This window comes from Pseudoalteromonas sp. NZS100_1 (assembly GCF_015864285.1).
In the GTDB taxonomy this organism is placed as follows: domain Bacteria; phylum Pseudomonadota; class Gammaproteobacteria; order Enterobacterales; family Alteromonadaceae; genus Pseudoalteromonas; species Pseudoalteromonas arctica.
This window is the reverse complement of the sequence record NZ_JADYXN010000050.1, coordinates 1-14,262: the sequence shown is the minus strand read 5'-3', so window position 1 is coordinate 14,262 and position 14,262 is coordinate 1. Positions and strand designations below refer to the sequence as shown.

Genomic DNA, 14,262 nt, shown 5'->3' with positions numbered 1-14,262 from the left:
GGTGGTTGGTTAAACCTTACCTGACAGGGACTTGCACCCTGCAAGATGCATCAAGCTTAGCTTGACGCACCAACGCCCTAATAATGGGCAAAAAATTGTTGCCTAAAATTTGTGAGGAACGAACAAAGCCAACTGTTTTTTGTCCGCACTTTTAATTTGTTTTGTTACAAAGCCTGCATCCCATACTTAAGGTTTTTATTTCTGAGTTGAAAAGATACAACACGACTGTGTTCGTCGTAACTTACGATTTGATTCATAGTCTTACTTTTAAAATAGTCACCAATCTCACTAGCTGAAATATCTCTAGAAAATAAGACAGTGTGACTAACTAAGCTTTCCTTACATGCTGGTATATCAGAGTTACTCCTGCACCTATCATCTAAAGTTGGCATTAAGACAGAAACCGAGTAAAAATTATTAGCTTGTTTGTCAGCATCTAAATAGACTCTTGTGCTTACAGTAGCAACCATACAACCAGAACCAATATAGTATTTATGAGAACGGCCGGAAATAGAACTATGTCCAATCCTAAGGCTTTCTCCACTATCTGTCGAAATTGGAAAAGACTGGTAATACTCGTGAGCACATTGTTCCCGTTTAGAGTTAGATATTTCTGATGAAGGTAAATACCCCCAATCCCAAACAAGGTCAGGCTCTTTCTTTCCACAACCAAATAAAAACAACAAAGCTAAAAGGTAACTCAAATTCTTCATAGGCTTTCTAACACTTTCCATAACCGGTTTGTGGCGCTTTTCCACAAATCCGGTTAATGGTTTTGTTAGCTTTACAACTGAGGGTCAAGTTTCGAGGGATCAAAATCGGCTCCTTTAACATGCAAATACATTCGGTACGACGCTGACTTGACATGATTATGTAGTCCTATAATTTCACCAACTTTAGCCTTTAACAATAGTTGTTTTAATATATCGATAAAAATTAATAATTCAATTTTACTGGCTAAGATTCCGCGCTCACAAATATCAAAACCGTCGTCATATTGTAACGTTAAGTACCAATGTGGTAAGAGATGCTCATGTTCACCTTTTACTTCGTCTCTCGCAGTAAACTTTAAGATTTCAGTTATAAAATTTGATAGGCCATCGACTGAACCATACAAATTCCAAGCTTTACTATCGTCATCGATAATGTAATAGAATCCTAACTCCCGCCATTCCTCGCGGGTCATTTCAGCTAATTTCGGAGAAAGTTTATTCATTTCAAGCCAAGCTAACAATTTAGTCTACGACATTTGTCGTTTTACAAACCAACGAATGTACCTATATTACAATGACTTTATCCTAGCCATATAACAAACACCTGTAAACAAATAGTTAGCTTCGCCTTACCTTTCCTAAATGCAGCAAAACCCCAAATTGGTGGAGATCAGTAATATCAGACAAATTGCTGTTTAGTTATACCGGTTGATTATTAATTAAGAGGTTTTATTTTAAATACCTGTGCTTAAACTAATAACGCGTTTACCCTATAACCCTTAAACTTGTAACTCGTTATTGCTTATAAAATTAGTTAAAAATCACAATCTACTCCTATTGAATACTCTGTATTTTTACTTCATATTAAATACTCTTATTTCTCACTTATTATGCTGTTATGTCATTTTTAAAATTTAGCCATGCACTTATTCTCACAATTGCTAGTACCTTACCGCTTACAAGCCATGCTGCGCTTGATAAAAACGAGCGTGAAATAATAAAACAGGTCGATAAAAACATTCCCCAAGCTCTGCAACAAATAGAGCAAGCCGTAAATATTAATAGCGGATCGCTTAATATTGAAGGTGTAAAAAAAGTAGGGGCGCTTACAAGCGAGCAGCTTAAAGCCATAGGTTTTAAAGTAGAATGGCTTGATGGCAGTGCGTTTAATCGTGCAGGCCACGTATTAGCAACCCATGAGAGTGAAAATCCCGATGCAATAAAAATACTGATGATCGGCCATCTAGATACGGTATTTGCCAAAAACGATAACTTTACTACCTACAAACAGCTTGATGCCGATACAGCCAGTGGCCCAGGCGTTGCCGATATGAAAGGTGGTAACACGATAATAATTACAGCACTTAAAAGCTTACAAGCCCTTAATTTACTCGAAAGTGTAAGCATAAAAGTATTACTGACTGGCGATGAAGAAAGCAGCGGTCGCCCGCTTAGCTTATCTAAACAAGCTATTGTTGATGCCGCAATTTGGGCTGACGTAGCGCTTGGCTATGAAAATGGCGATAACAATATTAAAACTGCTATGGCGGCGCGCCGTGGTTATACAGGCTGGACGCTAAACGTAACTGCCAATGCTGCACATTCGTCGCAAATATTTAGCGAAAACGTTGGTTATGGCGCTATTTACGAGGCATCGCGTATTTTAAATGATTTTAGAGAACAACTTGCCACGCAACCTAACTTAACATTTAATCCGGGGCTTATTGTGGGCGGTACAAATGCCGACTACGACAGTGCTAACTCGTCAGCAACGGCGTTTGGTAAAAGTAACGTAATAGCACAAACCGTGCATGTTGCAGGTGATTTACGCGCACTTTCGCCAAAACAATTCGAAAACGCAAAAAGGTCAATGCAACTCATTGCTAGCAACAGTTTAAATGGTAGTAAAGCTGAGCTTATTTTTGAAGATGGTTACCCACCAATGGCATTAACTGATGGCAATAAAAAGCTATTAGAATTGTACAGCGACGCAAGCCACGATTTAGGTTACAACAAAGTAGTAGCAGCTAACCCACGTAATGCAGGTGCGGCTGATATTTCGTTTGCCGCAAACCATGTTGATATGGCACTTGATGGTTTGGGCTTAATGGGCAGCGGCGCACACACTAAAAACGAAACAGCCGACTTAATCAGCCTTGATAAAAATATCAAAAAAACCGCATTACTTATTTATAGATTAGGAAAGCTGTAAGAGTAAATTTGCTTTAAGGGTAAGCGTAGGGAAATAATCATCGCCCTACGCTTAGCGTTGCTTTTAAGGCATTATTTTAAGACATTATTTTAAGACATTATTTTAAACAATAAGTCTTTTACTGTTGCTGGCTCAAATGGTTTATCACAAATTGCATCTACCCCTGCTTGGGCTATGTTTGCTAGGTGCGTTTCGTTAGCTTCTGAGCTCACCATTAAAATAGGGATATGGGAGTAACTATTTGAGCTTCTAACGGTTTCGGTTAGTTCGCGTCCGTCCATTTCTGGCATGTTGTAGTCGGTTACTATTAAGTCGAATGATTGATTATTTAAGTGTTCTATGGCTTCTTTGCCGTTTTCAGCTTCTACTGGTGCAGGTATTCCCATACCGGCAAGTACGCGAATAATGTGCTTTCGTGCAAAGCGACTGTCATCGACAACGAGCACTCGTAGTAATGTTACATCGAAATGTTCAAGCTCTACTTCTTCTTCACTAATTATGTCTAGCGTGGCTTTAAGTGCGCGTGTAATTGCGGTTGCACTAAAAGGCTTTGGTAAAATGGCTAATACACCCGATTGACGTAGTTGCTCTAAATACTTTTTATTTCGCTCGCTTGATACAAGCATAAACGGTTGATGCTCGGTGCTTGGGTTCGATCTGATTTTTTGCAATAGTGAATCGGCTGTCCCGTCAGATAAATACATAGAGCTTATAACTAGATCAGGGTGATAACTTGCTAATAAGCTAAGCGCTTGTGTTTGTGTAGATGCAGTTTCAACTTGTTTTACACCACTTTCTAAAAGCGATTTTATTATTATTTTTTGCTGAACCTCTGAAGGCTCTACAAGTAAAATGGACAAGTTTGCTATTGCAGTTAAGTCGCTCATTCAGATCTCTTTAGTATTGTTATAATCAGGATAATAATAACATTTTTGCCTCGTTAATATTATATAAAGAGATTGTAATATTTAAGAAAACATTATCAACCCCTTTAAAATATAGCACTTATTAATTAGATTGAATGTAATCTAATGCATTCATTTTTTTATATGTGACGTTAGCGTGCAAAATATGTGCAGGTTCAGGGTCAACCACTTCAACAGGAATGTCGTAATTTCGGGCTATTTCAATTGCCATTTGCGTAATATTAACGCTAAACGAGGTGCCCATAAATACAATTTTATCGGCGTTGAGCATACGCTGTTGTGCTTGTGTTATTCTGTAAAGCTCGGTGTAGTATTCGTCAAATAATAAAACAAAGGGCTTAAATGAATGGTTTAGCTCAGGCGTTTGGTGTTGAATATTAAATAGCTCAAAAAGAGACTCTTGCAGGCGGCTTTCGTCTACGCTTTCCCACGGGGTGGCAAGTGGCGTGACTGGCTCACCTTGCTCATGAAATAAGGTCATTTGATCAAGCCTGCCGTGTATCGCTATGTGATTTTTATTACCCGCTTTGCCATCAAGCCCATCTATGTTTTGAGTAATTAGGTTTTTATCACTTAGCCAATGGTGTACGTCGTTTGGGCCATGGTTGCGATACGTTGCAAAGCGATGGTAATACCATGCTAAAAATTCTTTAGGGGCATTTTGGTACATTGCGCGCGTTGCCATTTCCATAGGCGTATAATTTTTACTGCCAATGGTCCAATAACCATCCTCCCCTCTAAAGGTGGGAATACCACTGGCAGCGCTGACTCCCGCTCCGGTAATGTAAAGGGTATTCACTTTGGCGCCTCGTAACCGAGTACGTTAGCGCTTACTTGCTGACTGTTATCAATGCCGCCAATTCGATATAAAACCCCACTGTGCTCAAGTAAACCACGATGATCCATGCTCTTTACTTCAACTGGTGATAAAATCTGCCATTCGTTTTTTTCGATACTAAAGCGCCAAACATGGTCACTTGCAGGTGCAGGTTTGCCGTCGTAGCCTATTGCGCTGTAGTTGTATGGGTTATTAGAGCCTGCCATCATATAAATATTGCCATTATAGCTGGTGGCTGCCATTCGGTAGTGAGCAGTGCCCGTTGGATGTGGCAAGGTACGCCAATCTATTTTTTGTGGGTTAGTTGAATCTATTGTGCCTTTTAAGCACTGTGCTACACCTGCAAACGAGCGACGCGAATCAGGATTAGCTTGTGTTTTAACGCCATCACAAATAACAATGGTGTTAGCACTAATAGCAGCGGCTTGGCCAAATACAGGCTCACCTAAAAATGGCGAGGCTTGTTGCCATGTATTATTTTGCGTGTCGTATACTTGTACTAAGTTTACGTTGCCGTCGTTATGCCAACCGCTAATTAGATAAATGTAACGCGCTTTGTAGCTCAGCGCGACGCTATCGTCTACGGGTACTGGCATACTCGCAAGATGAGTGTAGGTATCTTTTATTACGTCGTACTTATATACGTCGGGGCTTGAAACTTCAGTATGATCCTCTGCTACCGTATAGCCGCCAAACACATAGGCGTACTCGCCTAAACCGACTGCGGTGCTTGCTAAGCGCCCTTTTAGTGGCAAGCTTGAAGGCACACCAGTTTTAGATTGCCACTGTGAATCGCCAACTTTAAGCGCCCATACCTTGTTATGCACTGACGAATGCTGTTTATCGCGGCCCAGTCCCATAAAGCTTAAAAAATAGGTTTGGTTTTGTACTGTAACTTTAGCCACAGCATTATTAGCAACTGGCTCTGGTAAAGCGGGAAGGCTTGCTAACGCAAGAGAAAAAAGAAGGCTCATAAGGCAAAAAATTTAATAAAGATTAATATACCCAGATTAAATTATTTTAACCTTATGAGCCAGTATTGTTATATCTAAATAATCAAACGCTTTTGATTAGTAACCATATTAGTAGGCAATACCAATATGCTGATTTACGTGCGCTGCATTTTGCGCTTCATCAACCATTGCAGTTGCATAATCAGTGACCGATACCTTGCTTTCGCCTGCATCATTCGTAAAAAATGTATTACTGCCGATACGGTAATCGCCTTCATTATCATCTGGACATAATTTGTGGGCAGCCTATTTATCAAGGAACTACCAACAAACTGTTGTAAGAGCATTTATAGATTTTTTAGCGCAGCACTGGCAAACCGATATTAAAAAATATGTCGGCAAGTAAGGCATTGTAGTTAAGGACGCTGTGACTATTGTTTAACCTAAGGTGATAGTTCAGCTTAGTTATTGAGGTAAATAGGTTACGTTATCTAAGCCTCGTTGTTTATTTTTGTACATAGCTTGATCAGCATACTTTATGAGTTCGTGATCTGTTTGGCCGTGCTCGGGGTAGTTTGCAATTCCTATACTGGGTGAAATATTTAGTAGTACGTCATCTAACTTAAAGACGGCTTTAAACTCAGTGAGGACTTTATTTTTTATTCTGACGGTTTCGTGGCTAGAACTTAAGTTATCTAAAATAATTAAAAATTCGTCTCCGCCTAAACGCCCTACTGTGTCGTAATGCCTTACTGACGCTGAAAGCCTTTTTGCTATAGCGCATAAAAGCTTATCGCCAATTTCATGTCCGTGAGTATCGTTTACTGCTTTAAAGCCATTTATGTCTATAAACAGTAAAGAAAAAAACGTGTTGTCTCTGGTTGCACTAATAATTACTTTTTCTAATCGATTCATTAATAAAGAACGATTTGGTAGGCCAGTTAACACATCGTGCCGTGCCATATAATGGAGTTGATCTTCCATTACTTTACGTTCAGTTATATCGTGCGCGACAGCGATTCTTACTTGATGTTGCTCTGACCAACGAACAGACCATAATATATGAACTACTTGACCATCTTTTCTCATCCAACGGTTTTCAAAGCGAGGGTTCACCATTTCGCCAGACAACAGCGAAGTTACGGCATTATGCGTTTTATAATGATCACCTTCGTAAACATAGTTAATCATTTTTTTGCCTACAACTTCGTCGGCCGTATAACCAAAAATTTGCTCAAATGCTGCGCTTACAAAAACAAATGTGCCTTGTTTATCTACCACGCATACCGCATCAAGCATTAAATCGAGTACTTCTTCGACATTAATTAATTCATTTTTTCCATACTTTGGTGCCTTCAAAGCAAAACCAAGCGAATTTAAGTATTCTATATACCTTTAATAAAAGCAAAGGTAATTGAAACTACAATAATAGTTAATACAAAGTTAGATTAATCGTGCACGTATAATTAATATCGCTCTTGTAAAAGCATGATATGCAAAGTTAAATAATCAATAAGCGCAAAATACTTTGAAGTCCTTCAAAAATAGACTAAATTTTAAATAGTATATAATCATATAACTCTCAGTAACTTCTATTTTTTGACTCTTTAATAAATGTAATTGTATAAAATGTATCTACTTTATTTTTTAAATTTTACTGTTTTATTGGCCGAAGTTAAATTTTTTAACTACTACAAAATTAGTTGTTTTGATTTAATCGCATTTATACTTTTACGCTGTTAATGTATGTTAATATTGTGTGATATCACATGTATTACAAAAACAGTCATTGTTTTTGATTTTTTGATTGCGCAGGAGACTTTTGGGTGAAAATATCACAACGTTTATTTTGGCCATTACTTTTTGTGTGCCCTCTTATAACGGCTGAGCCGTTTGAAGATGAAGATCTCGATCTTGATGCTTTAATGGGTATGGATGTGCAAGCGACTTCTGCGATGAAAAGAGCACAATCAGCATTTGATACCGCCTCATCTATTTATGTATTAAGTAAAGAACAAATTACTAAATCTGGTGCTACATCAGTACCTGAAGCACTAAAAATGGTGCCGGGTTTAATTGTCCGTCAGCTCGATAACAATCAATGGGCTATTTCCTCAAGAGGCATTGCCTCTCGCTTTTCAAGCAAATTATTGGTTATGATTGACGGACAAAGCTTATATACCCCAAAGTTTGCCGCTGTTTATTGGGAAACACTCAACGTTCCTTTGTACGATATTGAACGTATTGAAGTTATACGCGGACAAGGCGGATTACTTTGGGGAAGTAACGCAAATAATGGCGTTATTAATATCATTACTAAAAATAGTATTGATACTCGCGGTGGACACGCAAGTGTAACAACTGGTAATCAAATAAATGTTGATGCTAATCTTCGCTACGGTGGTGATATAAGTAACATAGGCAGCTACCGAGTGTATGGGCACTTAAAAGATGCGAATGAATCCCAAAAAGGCATCTCACTTCCCCCTAATGACACAACCAAACAAAACTCTTTAGGTTTTAGAGCTGACTTTACCCCTAATGATGAGTGGTCAGCACTACTCCAGGGTGATGTAACTCATTCCACACTTGGCCAAAACTACCGAGGTGTTGTCGATGAAACCAACGAAAACATTTCATTTTCAGATGATTTAAAGCGAACAGACTCGCGCATAATGGCGCGCCTTGAAAACAGAATGTCGCCAGATGCGAATCAAATGCTACAAATTTCTTGGCTTAAACAAAATGGTTCTCAAAATTATATTAAAGAAGACTTTGAATCGATAGATATTGATTATCAAATGAACTTTATATATCAATCTCTACAGTTAGATTGGGGGTTGAACTACCGATACAATTCTATATCTTTCGCAGAAAGCGTATTTTTAGATAGCGATAAAAACTTTGATAGCCTCAAACAATATGGTGCACTTGTTCAAGCTCAATACAATGTGACTCCTGACACTCTCGACTTTATTATTGGTACTAAGCTTGATCATAACGATTTAACTGGCTGGGAAAATCAACCATCAGCAAGACTTATATACAAACCAGTAGATAACCATCTTACTTGGGGCGCAATATCGCGAAGTGTACGTACACCAACATTAATTGAGTTTAACGACAACTTTAAAGTTAATGGTACAGAAATTAAAGATCTTACCGGTTTAAGTTCAGGCTTTGACCAAATAGACGACTACCGAATTGCAACCTACCTAAATGGTAATGACAAAGTTACATCAGAAAACTATCTATCTTATGAATTAGGCTACCGTTTTACTGCTAACGATTGGTCATTGGATCTTTCTACTTATTATACCGATGCTAAAAACGTAGCGGTTATTGATATGAATACACATGCTGAACAATTCACTCCTATACTTGATTTATTTCTAGCAGGGAGAATTCCAGAAGTATTTCAAGCACTAACAATGACTCGTATAGATTTAGACTTTGCATCTGTAGCAGACACAACCACTAAAGGGTTCGACTTAGTAGTATCATGGCAACCAATTGATAATCTCAATACTGAGTTTGGTTATAGTTACACCGATTATAACTACGATTTACCTCCTAGAGTAGAGCCCGCTATCGGGTATGACTCTAAAAACAGGCAGTTATTTGCAAAAGCCGATTATTCTTTTTTAACCAACCATAACGTGTTTGCGACATTACGAGCAGTAAACTCAAATGCATATAATACTGATAATTACACAACGTTAGATATTAGTTGGAATTGGCAGGCTACTCCTGTGTGGTCTACTGCAGTTTCGGGTAAAAACCTATTTTCAGGTTCACATATTGAGTACAGTAATACGCGCGAAACCTATACATTACCAAACTATATTGATGAATGTATTACGTTTACAATTTCAGCAAATTTCTAAGCTAATTAGATGATTAAATTAAGAAGTCTAATTCACAGAAGCTTAATAGCCTTGGTACTTTTAAGTACCAGCGTTGACGCTGTTGAAAAAGAATACATGCTAAAAGCAGGCTTCTTGTATAACTTTGCACGTTTTGGACACTGGGATTCTCATTTAGAGCCCCTTGATCAATTTACTATTTGTAGCCCTGATAAATACTTTATTGATGTGGCTAACACCGCTCTAAAAAATCGCACTATAAAAAAATTACCTTTACATAATAAATTAGTCACTATTGATGAAGTCACAACATCTGCGTGTAACATGCTATTTATCACCTCAGATACATTTGCCCAGTGGCAAAACATAACTCCTTTAGATCTAAAAAATATTATGGTCATTGGTGAAACAGACTCATTTATTGAAAATGGCGGCCATATCAGATTCTTTCTTTCCAGTGGTAAAATTCGCTTTGAAATTGCACCACAACAGCTTAAAGATGCAGGCATTACTATGAGTTCAAAAGTACTACGACTTGCACGCGTTGTAGATAGGTAATGCAATGAAAAAACTATTTGCATTAAATACAATGAGCAAAAAATTATTATTCATCTTAATGAGTGTCGCACTTGTATCAACCGCTACAGTAACCATTGTATTTAGTGCTTATGAAATCACCAGCGCTAAAGAAGAACAAATAGAAAGCCTGGGGTCGCTGTCTAAAATGCTTTCACCCAATATAACTGCTGCACTTATGTTTAATGATATAGATGCAGTACAAGAGCTTATAAACCCAATACTTATACGCTCAGATGTTATTAGTATAATGGTAACGAGTATGACTGGTGAACAACTTGTTATTGCTCAAGCCGAAAATGAAGAAATAGAACAAAGCATTGAGGTTAATACCCCCCTTCAGCTCGATATGCATGATTATGGCGTATTAAAAATACGCGCTAACAACAGTTACATTCAAGACAGAATCACTTTTTACTTTAAATTTATAATGATTTTGATGGTCTTTACCTTTGCTATCAGCCTCATTTTATCCCTTTTGCTAAGGCGCCGCTTTTTAAACCCTATTTTATATTTAGCACAAACAGCAAATAAAATAACAACGTCACATGATTATAGTTTACGCGCTAAACAACTATCACAAGATGAAGTCGGACAGTTAACTTCTTGTTTTAACGATATGCTATACAACATTGAGCAAAGAGAAAGTTCATTAGAAAACCAAGTTAGGCTTCGTACTAATGAACTTGAAAATGCAAATATTCAGTTGCAACAATATGCTTACCAAGACGGGTTAACTGATTTGCCGAACAGACGGTATTTTTACGAAAAACTACAAAGCTTAGTAAGTGTTAAAGGAATGAAATTCGCACTTATATTTATAGATTTAGATGGTTTTAAAGAAGTAAACGACAGCCTTGGACATGACTACGGTGATTTATTATTACACCAGGTAGCAACGAGGCTGCAAAGCTGTATAACAACAAAAGATACAGTAGCACGCTTGGGTGGAGACGAATTTACATTAATTTTAGAGGGTGTAAGTAGCCCTGATGAAGCATCAAAAATTGCCGAAGCTGTAAAAAGTAGTTTAATGCAGAGTATTAAAATAAAAAAAGAAACAGTCTATGTTACCGCAAGCATAGGTTTAACGTTTTTCCCTGTTGATGGTTTAACAGTAGAAGAGCTTGTTAGACGTGCTGATCAAGCGATGTATTTATCTAAAAATAAAGGGCGGAATCGCTATGAGTTTTTCTCCTATGCTATAGAAGAAAAAGCCACAGAAAAGCGTCGCCTGATAGAAGAGATACGCACTGCAATTGTAAAAAACCAATTTGAATTATATTACCAACCTATATTTTCAATTGATGGGAAATCAGTACCAAAAGCTGAAGCCCTTATTCGTTGGAACCACCCTGAACGAGGCCTAATAGGCCCCAATGAATTTATACCTGTTGCTGAAAAAAACGGATTAATAAACGACATAGGCCAATGGGTAAAGTCTCAAGCAATTCAAGATACCGTCCAATTCAATGTTTTAAGTGAAAAGACAATTCAAGTCAGTGTAAATACATCACCTCTTGAAATTGACCGCGCTGGTTGCTGGGTGGATGAATGGATTGTTGCAAGTAAAAAGTACCAACTACCCGCCAACACTATTTTAATTGAAGTCACTGAAAATACCTTAATGGATCCAGATTCGTCAATACAGCGACAATTAAAACGCTTAAGCACTATTAATATAGACATAGCGATTGACGACTTTGGTGTTGGTTATTCTTCTTTGGCGTATCTACAGCGCTTAGATATAGATATTTTAAAAATAGATCGCTCATTTATAAGCGATATTGAATCAAACGATAATAGTATTGCTCTCGTTAAAGCAATTATTACTATGGCACATAATTTAGATGTTATGGTTGTTGCTGAAGGCGTAGAAACACAAAAACAATACGATCTATTAAAGCAGCTTGCTTGCGATTATATCCAAGGCTACATTTTTTCAAAGGCAGTTTCTAAAAAAGAGTTTATTAAAAAGTATATAATACCAATCCGCAATAATACTTAATCATTTTGCGGGGCTGAATGTGTCGCTACCTGTGTTAAAAAATTCTCATTTAGAACAACTAAATAGCAAATTTTTTGCCTAGCTATCAACACGTTTTTCCATCCTCAAAATAGATCACTTAATTAAGCGAATTGGTATAAAACAAAAAGAAGTGATCTGATTTATGTCCATCTTGCTAAATTTTAGCAAGCCAACACAGAACACGTCTTTACTCTTGCGTTAAAATTTCATGTATTTAAAGCTCAATCCCAAGCTATAACCAGCGAGGGACTAGTTGTTTATACTCTTTATATTGTGTTGAAAAGCGATGAGCTAAATGAGCTTCTTCAACTAACGTCTGTCTATATATAGCTATAAAACCAATAACCAAACAGGTCAAACTAAATATACTAGGTAAGGCTAAAAAGAAACCCACCTGTGCAGCTACAACACCTAAATACATCGGATTCCTAGAGTATTCATATAGTCCTGATGTTTTAAGCTCATGTGGTCCCTTAGGATCAATTCCTGAACGCCAAAGTGCTGCCATATGAAAATGTACAAACATCGTCAAAATAAAACCTGCACTCAATAAAATATCGCCAAATAATACACCTGGCCAGCCATTGAGAATTGGAAATAGCCCAAGGTAGCTATCTAACTCAGGTACAAACACTCTAATTACACATATAAACCAAATAGCAGCCCTGAAAAACTTAAAAACCATATGGTTCCACCAACTAGTACAAAACTTATCTCCGGGATAAATAACGCCTGATGGTGTGTCTCTATTTTTATAAATAATTCTAAATGTATAAAACCCCGCAACAAAAGTATAAAAAATAGCTAAGTAAATACGTGTAAATTCAACTAGCGAAGTAGAGTCATCTAAAAATGTTTCATAGGGCATCTAGTTACAGCTCACAATCATTATTGGTAGTAATTTTAAAACAACTAACTCAATAAATTTTAGTTATAAGGTCATGAAATTATATTAGTATTCATTGCCTTCATAAACAAGTTAAGTCAGTAGTTTGTTAACGAGTAATCATTAACTAACACCATTAATTTAAAATAACTTCGACTTATGAGGATCTCATACTTTTTATATAATACCAATCTGCTTATATATTTGAATTGATATTATTCACTCATATTTTTACATTCTATATATGCAAAAAAACGACTATTTAGGTTAGGACTTTCTTTAATTCGAAGCTTTGTACAGTGCAATAGTACCCTCAGCGTTAGGAAGTCACAGTGAAAAACTACACTCGCATCGGCGATGCCACTTTAACTCGTTAAATTAAGTAGATTATTCACTGAGAGACGCTTCGCTCTAGAGGAATACCTGAATCACTTTTCTAAAAATGTAAAAAGCCCAGCTCGTTAGGTTCGGGAGCTCTACAACTTAATGCTTGTGTGATGTCATGATACCTTCAGCGGTGGAGAGTCATAGTGAAAATGCTGCGCACTCATCGTAGAGCGTAGGTTTTTATAATTTTAACAGCAGGAGTCGCTTTGCTCGCCCGCCCTGCGTGTTGATGTGAGTGTGTGTTAATTGCGCGTATTTCACTTTTCTGCAGACGTAAAAAAAGCCCGACTCTTTCGATTAGGACTCTCTATAATTTGAAATCGGTGCGCTACGCAGTAGAATGTCGTAGTGCCCACAGCAGTAGAAAGTCACGTAGCAAATGCTGCTGTATTGGCCGACTGGGGTATTGAGGATTTTTGTTGTGATTTTAACGGCGAGAGTCGCTATGCTCGCCCACCTACGTGATGCGTGTTGATGTAGTGTGTATTAATTGCGCGCATCTCACTTTTCTGCAGACGTAAAAAAGCCCGAATCGTTAGATTCGGGCTTTCTACAATTTGAAGCCTGGTAATGTCCTACTTTCACATAGCAAATGCTACACTATCATCGGCGCTGTTTCGTTTCACTACTGAGTTCGGCATGGAATCAGGTGGGTCCAAAACGCTATTGTCACCAAGCAAATTTGGGCGTTAATCCGTATCGCTACGCACTAACTGAATTTGGAAAATATCTGATAATATTTTTTAAGTCTTTCAGTAAATATCTACTTTAGTCATATTAACTTCTGTCTAAACTGTCGCATAAAACGCGTTTGGCGTTGTATGGTTAAGCCTCACGGGTAATTAGTACAAGTTAGCTTAATGGCTCACACCACTT

The 14,262-nt window shown here is 37.6% G+C and carries 11 protein-coding genes, 1 rRNA gene and 1 pseudogene; 5 read left to right on the top strand and 8 right to left on the bottom strand.

Annotated features, from left to right (window positions below):
• Window positions 1–164: 164 nt before the first annotated feature.
• On the bottom strand, window positions 165–758 hold the full coding sequence (locus tag I6F66_RS19900) for a hypothetical protein (protein ID WP_197209636.1): 594 nt from the start codon (window positions 756–758) through the stop codon (window positions 165–167).
• Between the two features lie 26 nt (window positions 759–784).
• Complete coding sequence (locus I6F66_RS19895; RefSeq protein ID WP_197209635.1) at window positions 785–1,216, bottom strand: hypothetical protein; 432 nt, start codon at window positions 1,214–1,216, stop codon at window positions 785–787.
• Between the two features lie 395 nt (window positions 1,217–1,611).
• Here I6F66_RS19895 and I6F66_RS19890 point away from each other — a divergent pair, with 395 nt between their 5' ends.
• Window positions 1,612–2,925, top strand: a complete 1,314-nt coding sequence (locus tag I6F66_RS19890) for a M20/M25/M40 family metallo-hydrolase (protein WP_197209634.1) — start codon at window positions 1,612–1,614, stop codon at window positions 2,923–2,925.
• 89 nt (window positions 2,926–3,014) lie between these two features.
• Here I6F66_RS19890 and I6F66_RS19885 read toward each other — a convergent pair whose 3' ends face one another.
• From I6F66_RS19885 to I6F66_RS19875, 3 genes are all read right to left on the bottom strand, one after another.
• The gene (locus I6F66_RS19885) at window positions 3,015–3,812 is read right to left on the bottom strand and encodes a response regulator (protein ID WP_197209633.1); all 798 of its coding nucleotides are present in this window, start codon (window positions 3,810–3,812) and stop codon (window positions 3,015–3,017) included.
• A gap of 121 nt (window positions 3,813–3,933) precedes the next feature.
• Window positions 3,934–4,650 (bottom strand): Sir2 family NAD-dependent protein deacetylase, encoded by a 717-nt coding sequence (locus I6F66_RS19880; RefSeq protein WP_197209632.1) that lies wholly within the window; start codon window positions 4,648–4,650, stop codon window positions 3,934–3,936.
• Entirely contained in the window at window positions 4,647–5,663 is a 1,017-nt protein-coding gene (locus tag I6F66_RS19875; RefSeq protein WP_197209631.1) for a kelch repeat-containing protein, read from the bottom strand. The genes I6F66_RS19880 and I6F66_RS19875 overlap by 4 nt, the downstream gene beginning before the upstream one ends.
• A gap of 265 nt (window positions 5,664–5,928) precedes the next feature.
• Between I6F66_RS19875 and I6F66_RS22625 the strand changes: the two are divergent.
• Window positions 5,929–6,048 (top strand): annotated as a pseudogene (locus I6F66_RS22625) (LysR family transcriptional regulator); the annotation flags it as partial.
• A 59-nt stretch (window positions 6,049–6,107) separates the two neighbouring features.
• Here the strand turns inward: I6F66_RS22625 and I6F66_RS19870 are convergent.
• A complete protein-coding gene (locus tag I6F66_RS19870) occupies window positions 6,108–7,001 on the bottom strand; it encodes a sensor domain-containing diguanylate cyclase (RefSeq protein WP_269435294.1) in 894 nt (297 codons plus the stop codon).
• 467 nt (window positions 7,002–7,468) lie between these two features.
• Here I6F66_RS19870 and I6F66_RS19865 point away from each other — a divergent pair, with 467 nt between their 5' ends.
• From I6F66_RS19865 to I6F66_RS19855, 3 genes are read left to right on the top strand one after another with little or no spacing between them, the layout of a single operon-like run.
• On the top strand, window positions 7,469–9,529 hold the full coding sequence (locus tag I6F66_RS19865; protein ID WP_197161797.1) for a TonB-dependent siderophore receptor: 2,061 nt from the start codon (window positions 7,469–7,471) through the stop codon (window positions 9,527–9,529).
• Between the two features lie 9 nt (window positions 9,530–9,538).
• Window positions 9,539–10,066, top strand: a complete 528-nt coding sequence (locus I6F66_RS19860; protein WP_007586256.1) for a YfiR family protein — start codon at window positions 9,539–9,541, stop codon at window positions 10,064–10,066.
• Window positions 10,067–10,070: 4 nt separating this feature from the next.
• Window positions 10,071–12,092, top strand: a complete 2,022-nt coding sequence (locus I6F66_RS19855; protein WP_197161800.1) for a bifunctional diguanylate cyclase/phosphodiesterase — start codon at window positions 10,071–10,073, stop codon at window positions 12,090–12,092.
• A gap of 253 nt (window positions 12,093–12,345) precedes the next feature.
• Here the strand turns inward: I6F66_RS19855 and I6F66_RS19850 are convergent, their stop codons facing one another.
• Both I6F66_RS19850 and rrf read right to left on the bottom strand, forming a co-directional pair.
• On the bottom strand, window positions 12,346–12,981 hold the full coding sequence (locus tag I6F66_RS19850) for an isoprenylcysteine carboxylmethyltransferase family protein (RefSeq protein ID WP_010553522.1): 636 nt from the start codon (window positions 12,979–12,981) through the stop codon (window positions 12,346–12,348).
• Window positions 12,982–13,948: 967 nt separating this feature from the next.
• Window positions 13,949–14,063: ribosomal RNA gene (gene rrf / locus I6F66_RS19845) — 5S ribosomal RNA — on the bottom strand.
• Between the last annotated feature and the right edge of the window lie 199 nt (window positions 14,064–14,262).

Coding starts and splice junctions, on each gene's coding strand:
- I6F66_RS19885 (WP_197209633.1), bottom strand. CDS start 3,812: ATGAGCGACTTAACTGCAATAGCAAACTTGTCCATTTTACTTGTAGAG.
- I6F66_RS19875 (WP_197209631.1), bottom strand. CDS start 5,663: ATGAGCCTTCTTTTTTCTCTTGCGTTAGCAAGCCTTCCCGCTTTACCA.
- I6F66_RS19890 (WP_197209634.1), top strand. CDS start 1,612: ATGTCATTTTTAAAATTTAGCCATGCACTTATTCTCACAATTGCTAGT.
- I6F66_RS19860 (WP_007586256.1), top strand. CDS start 9,539: ATGATTAAATTAAGAAGTCTAATTCACAGAAGCTTAATAGCCTTGGTA.
- I6F66_RS19895 (WP_197209635.1), bottom strand. CDS start 1,216: ATGAATAAACTTTCTCCGAAATTAGCTGAAATGACCCGCGAGGAATGG.
- I6F66_RS19855 (WP_197161800.1), top strand. CDS start 10,071: ATGAAAAAACTATTTGCATTAAATACAATGAGCAAAAAATTATTATTC.
- I6F66_RS19850 (WP_010553522.1), bottom strand. CDS start 12,981: ATGCCCTATGAAACATTTTTAGATGACTCTACTTCGCTAGTTGAATTT.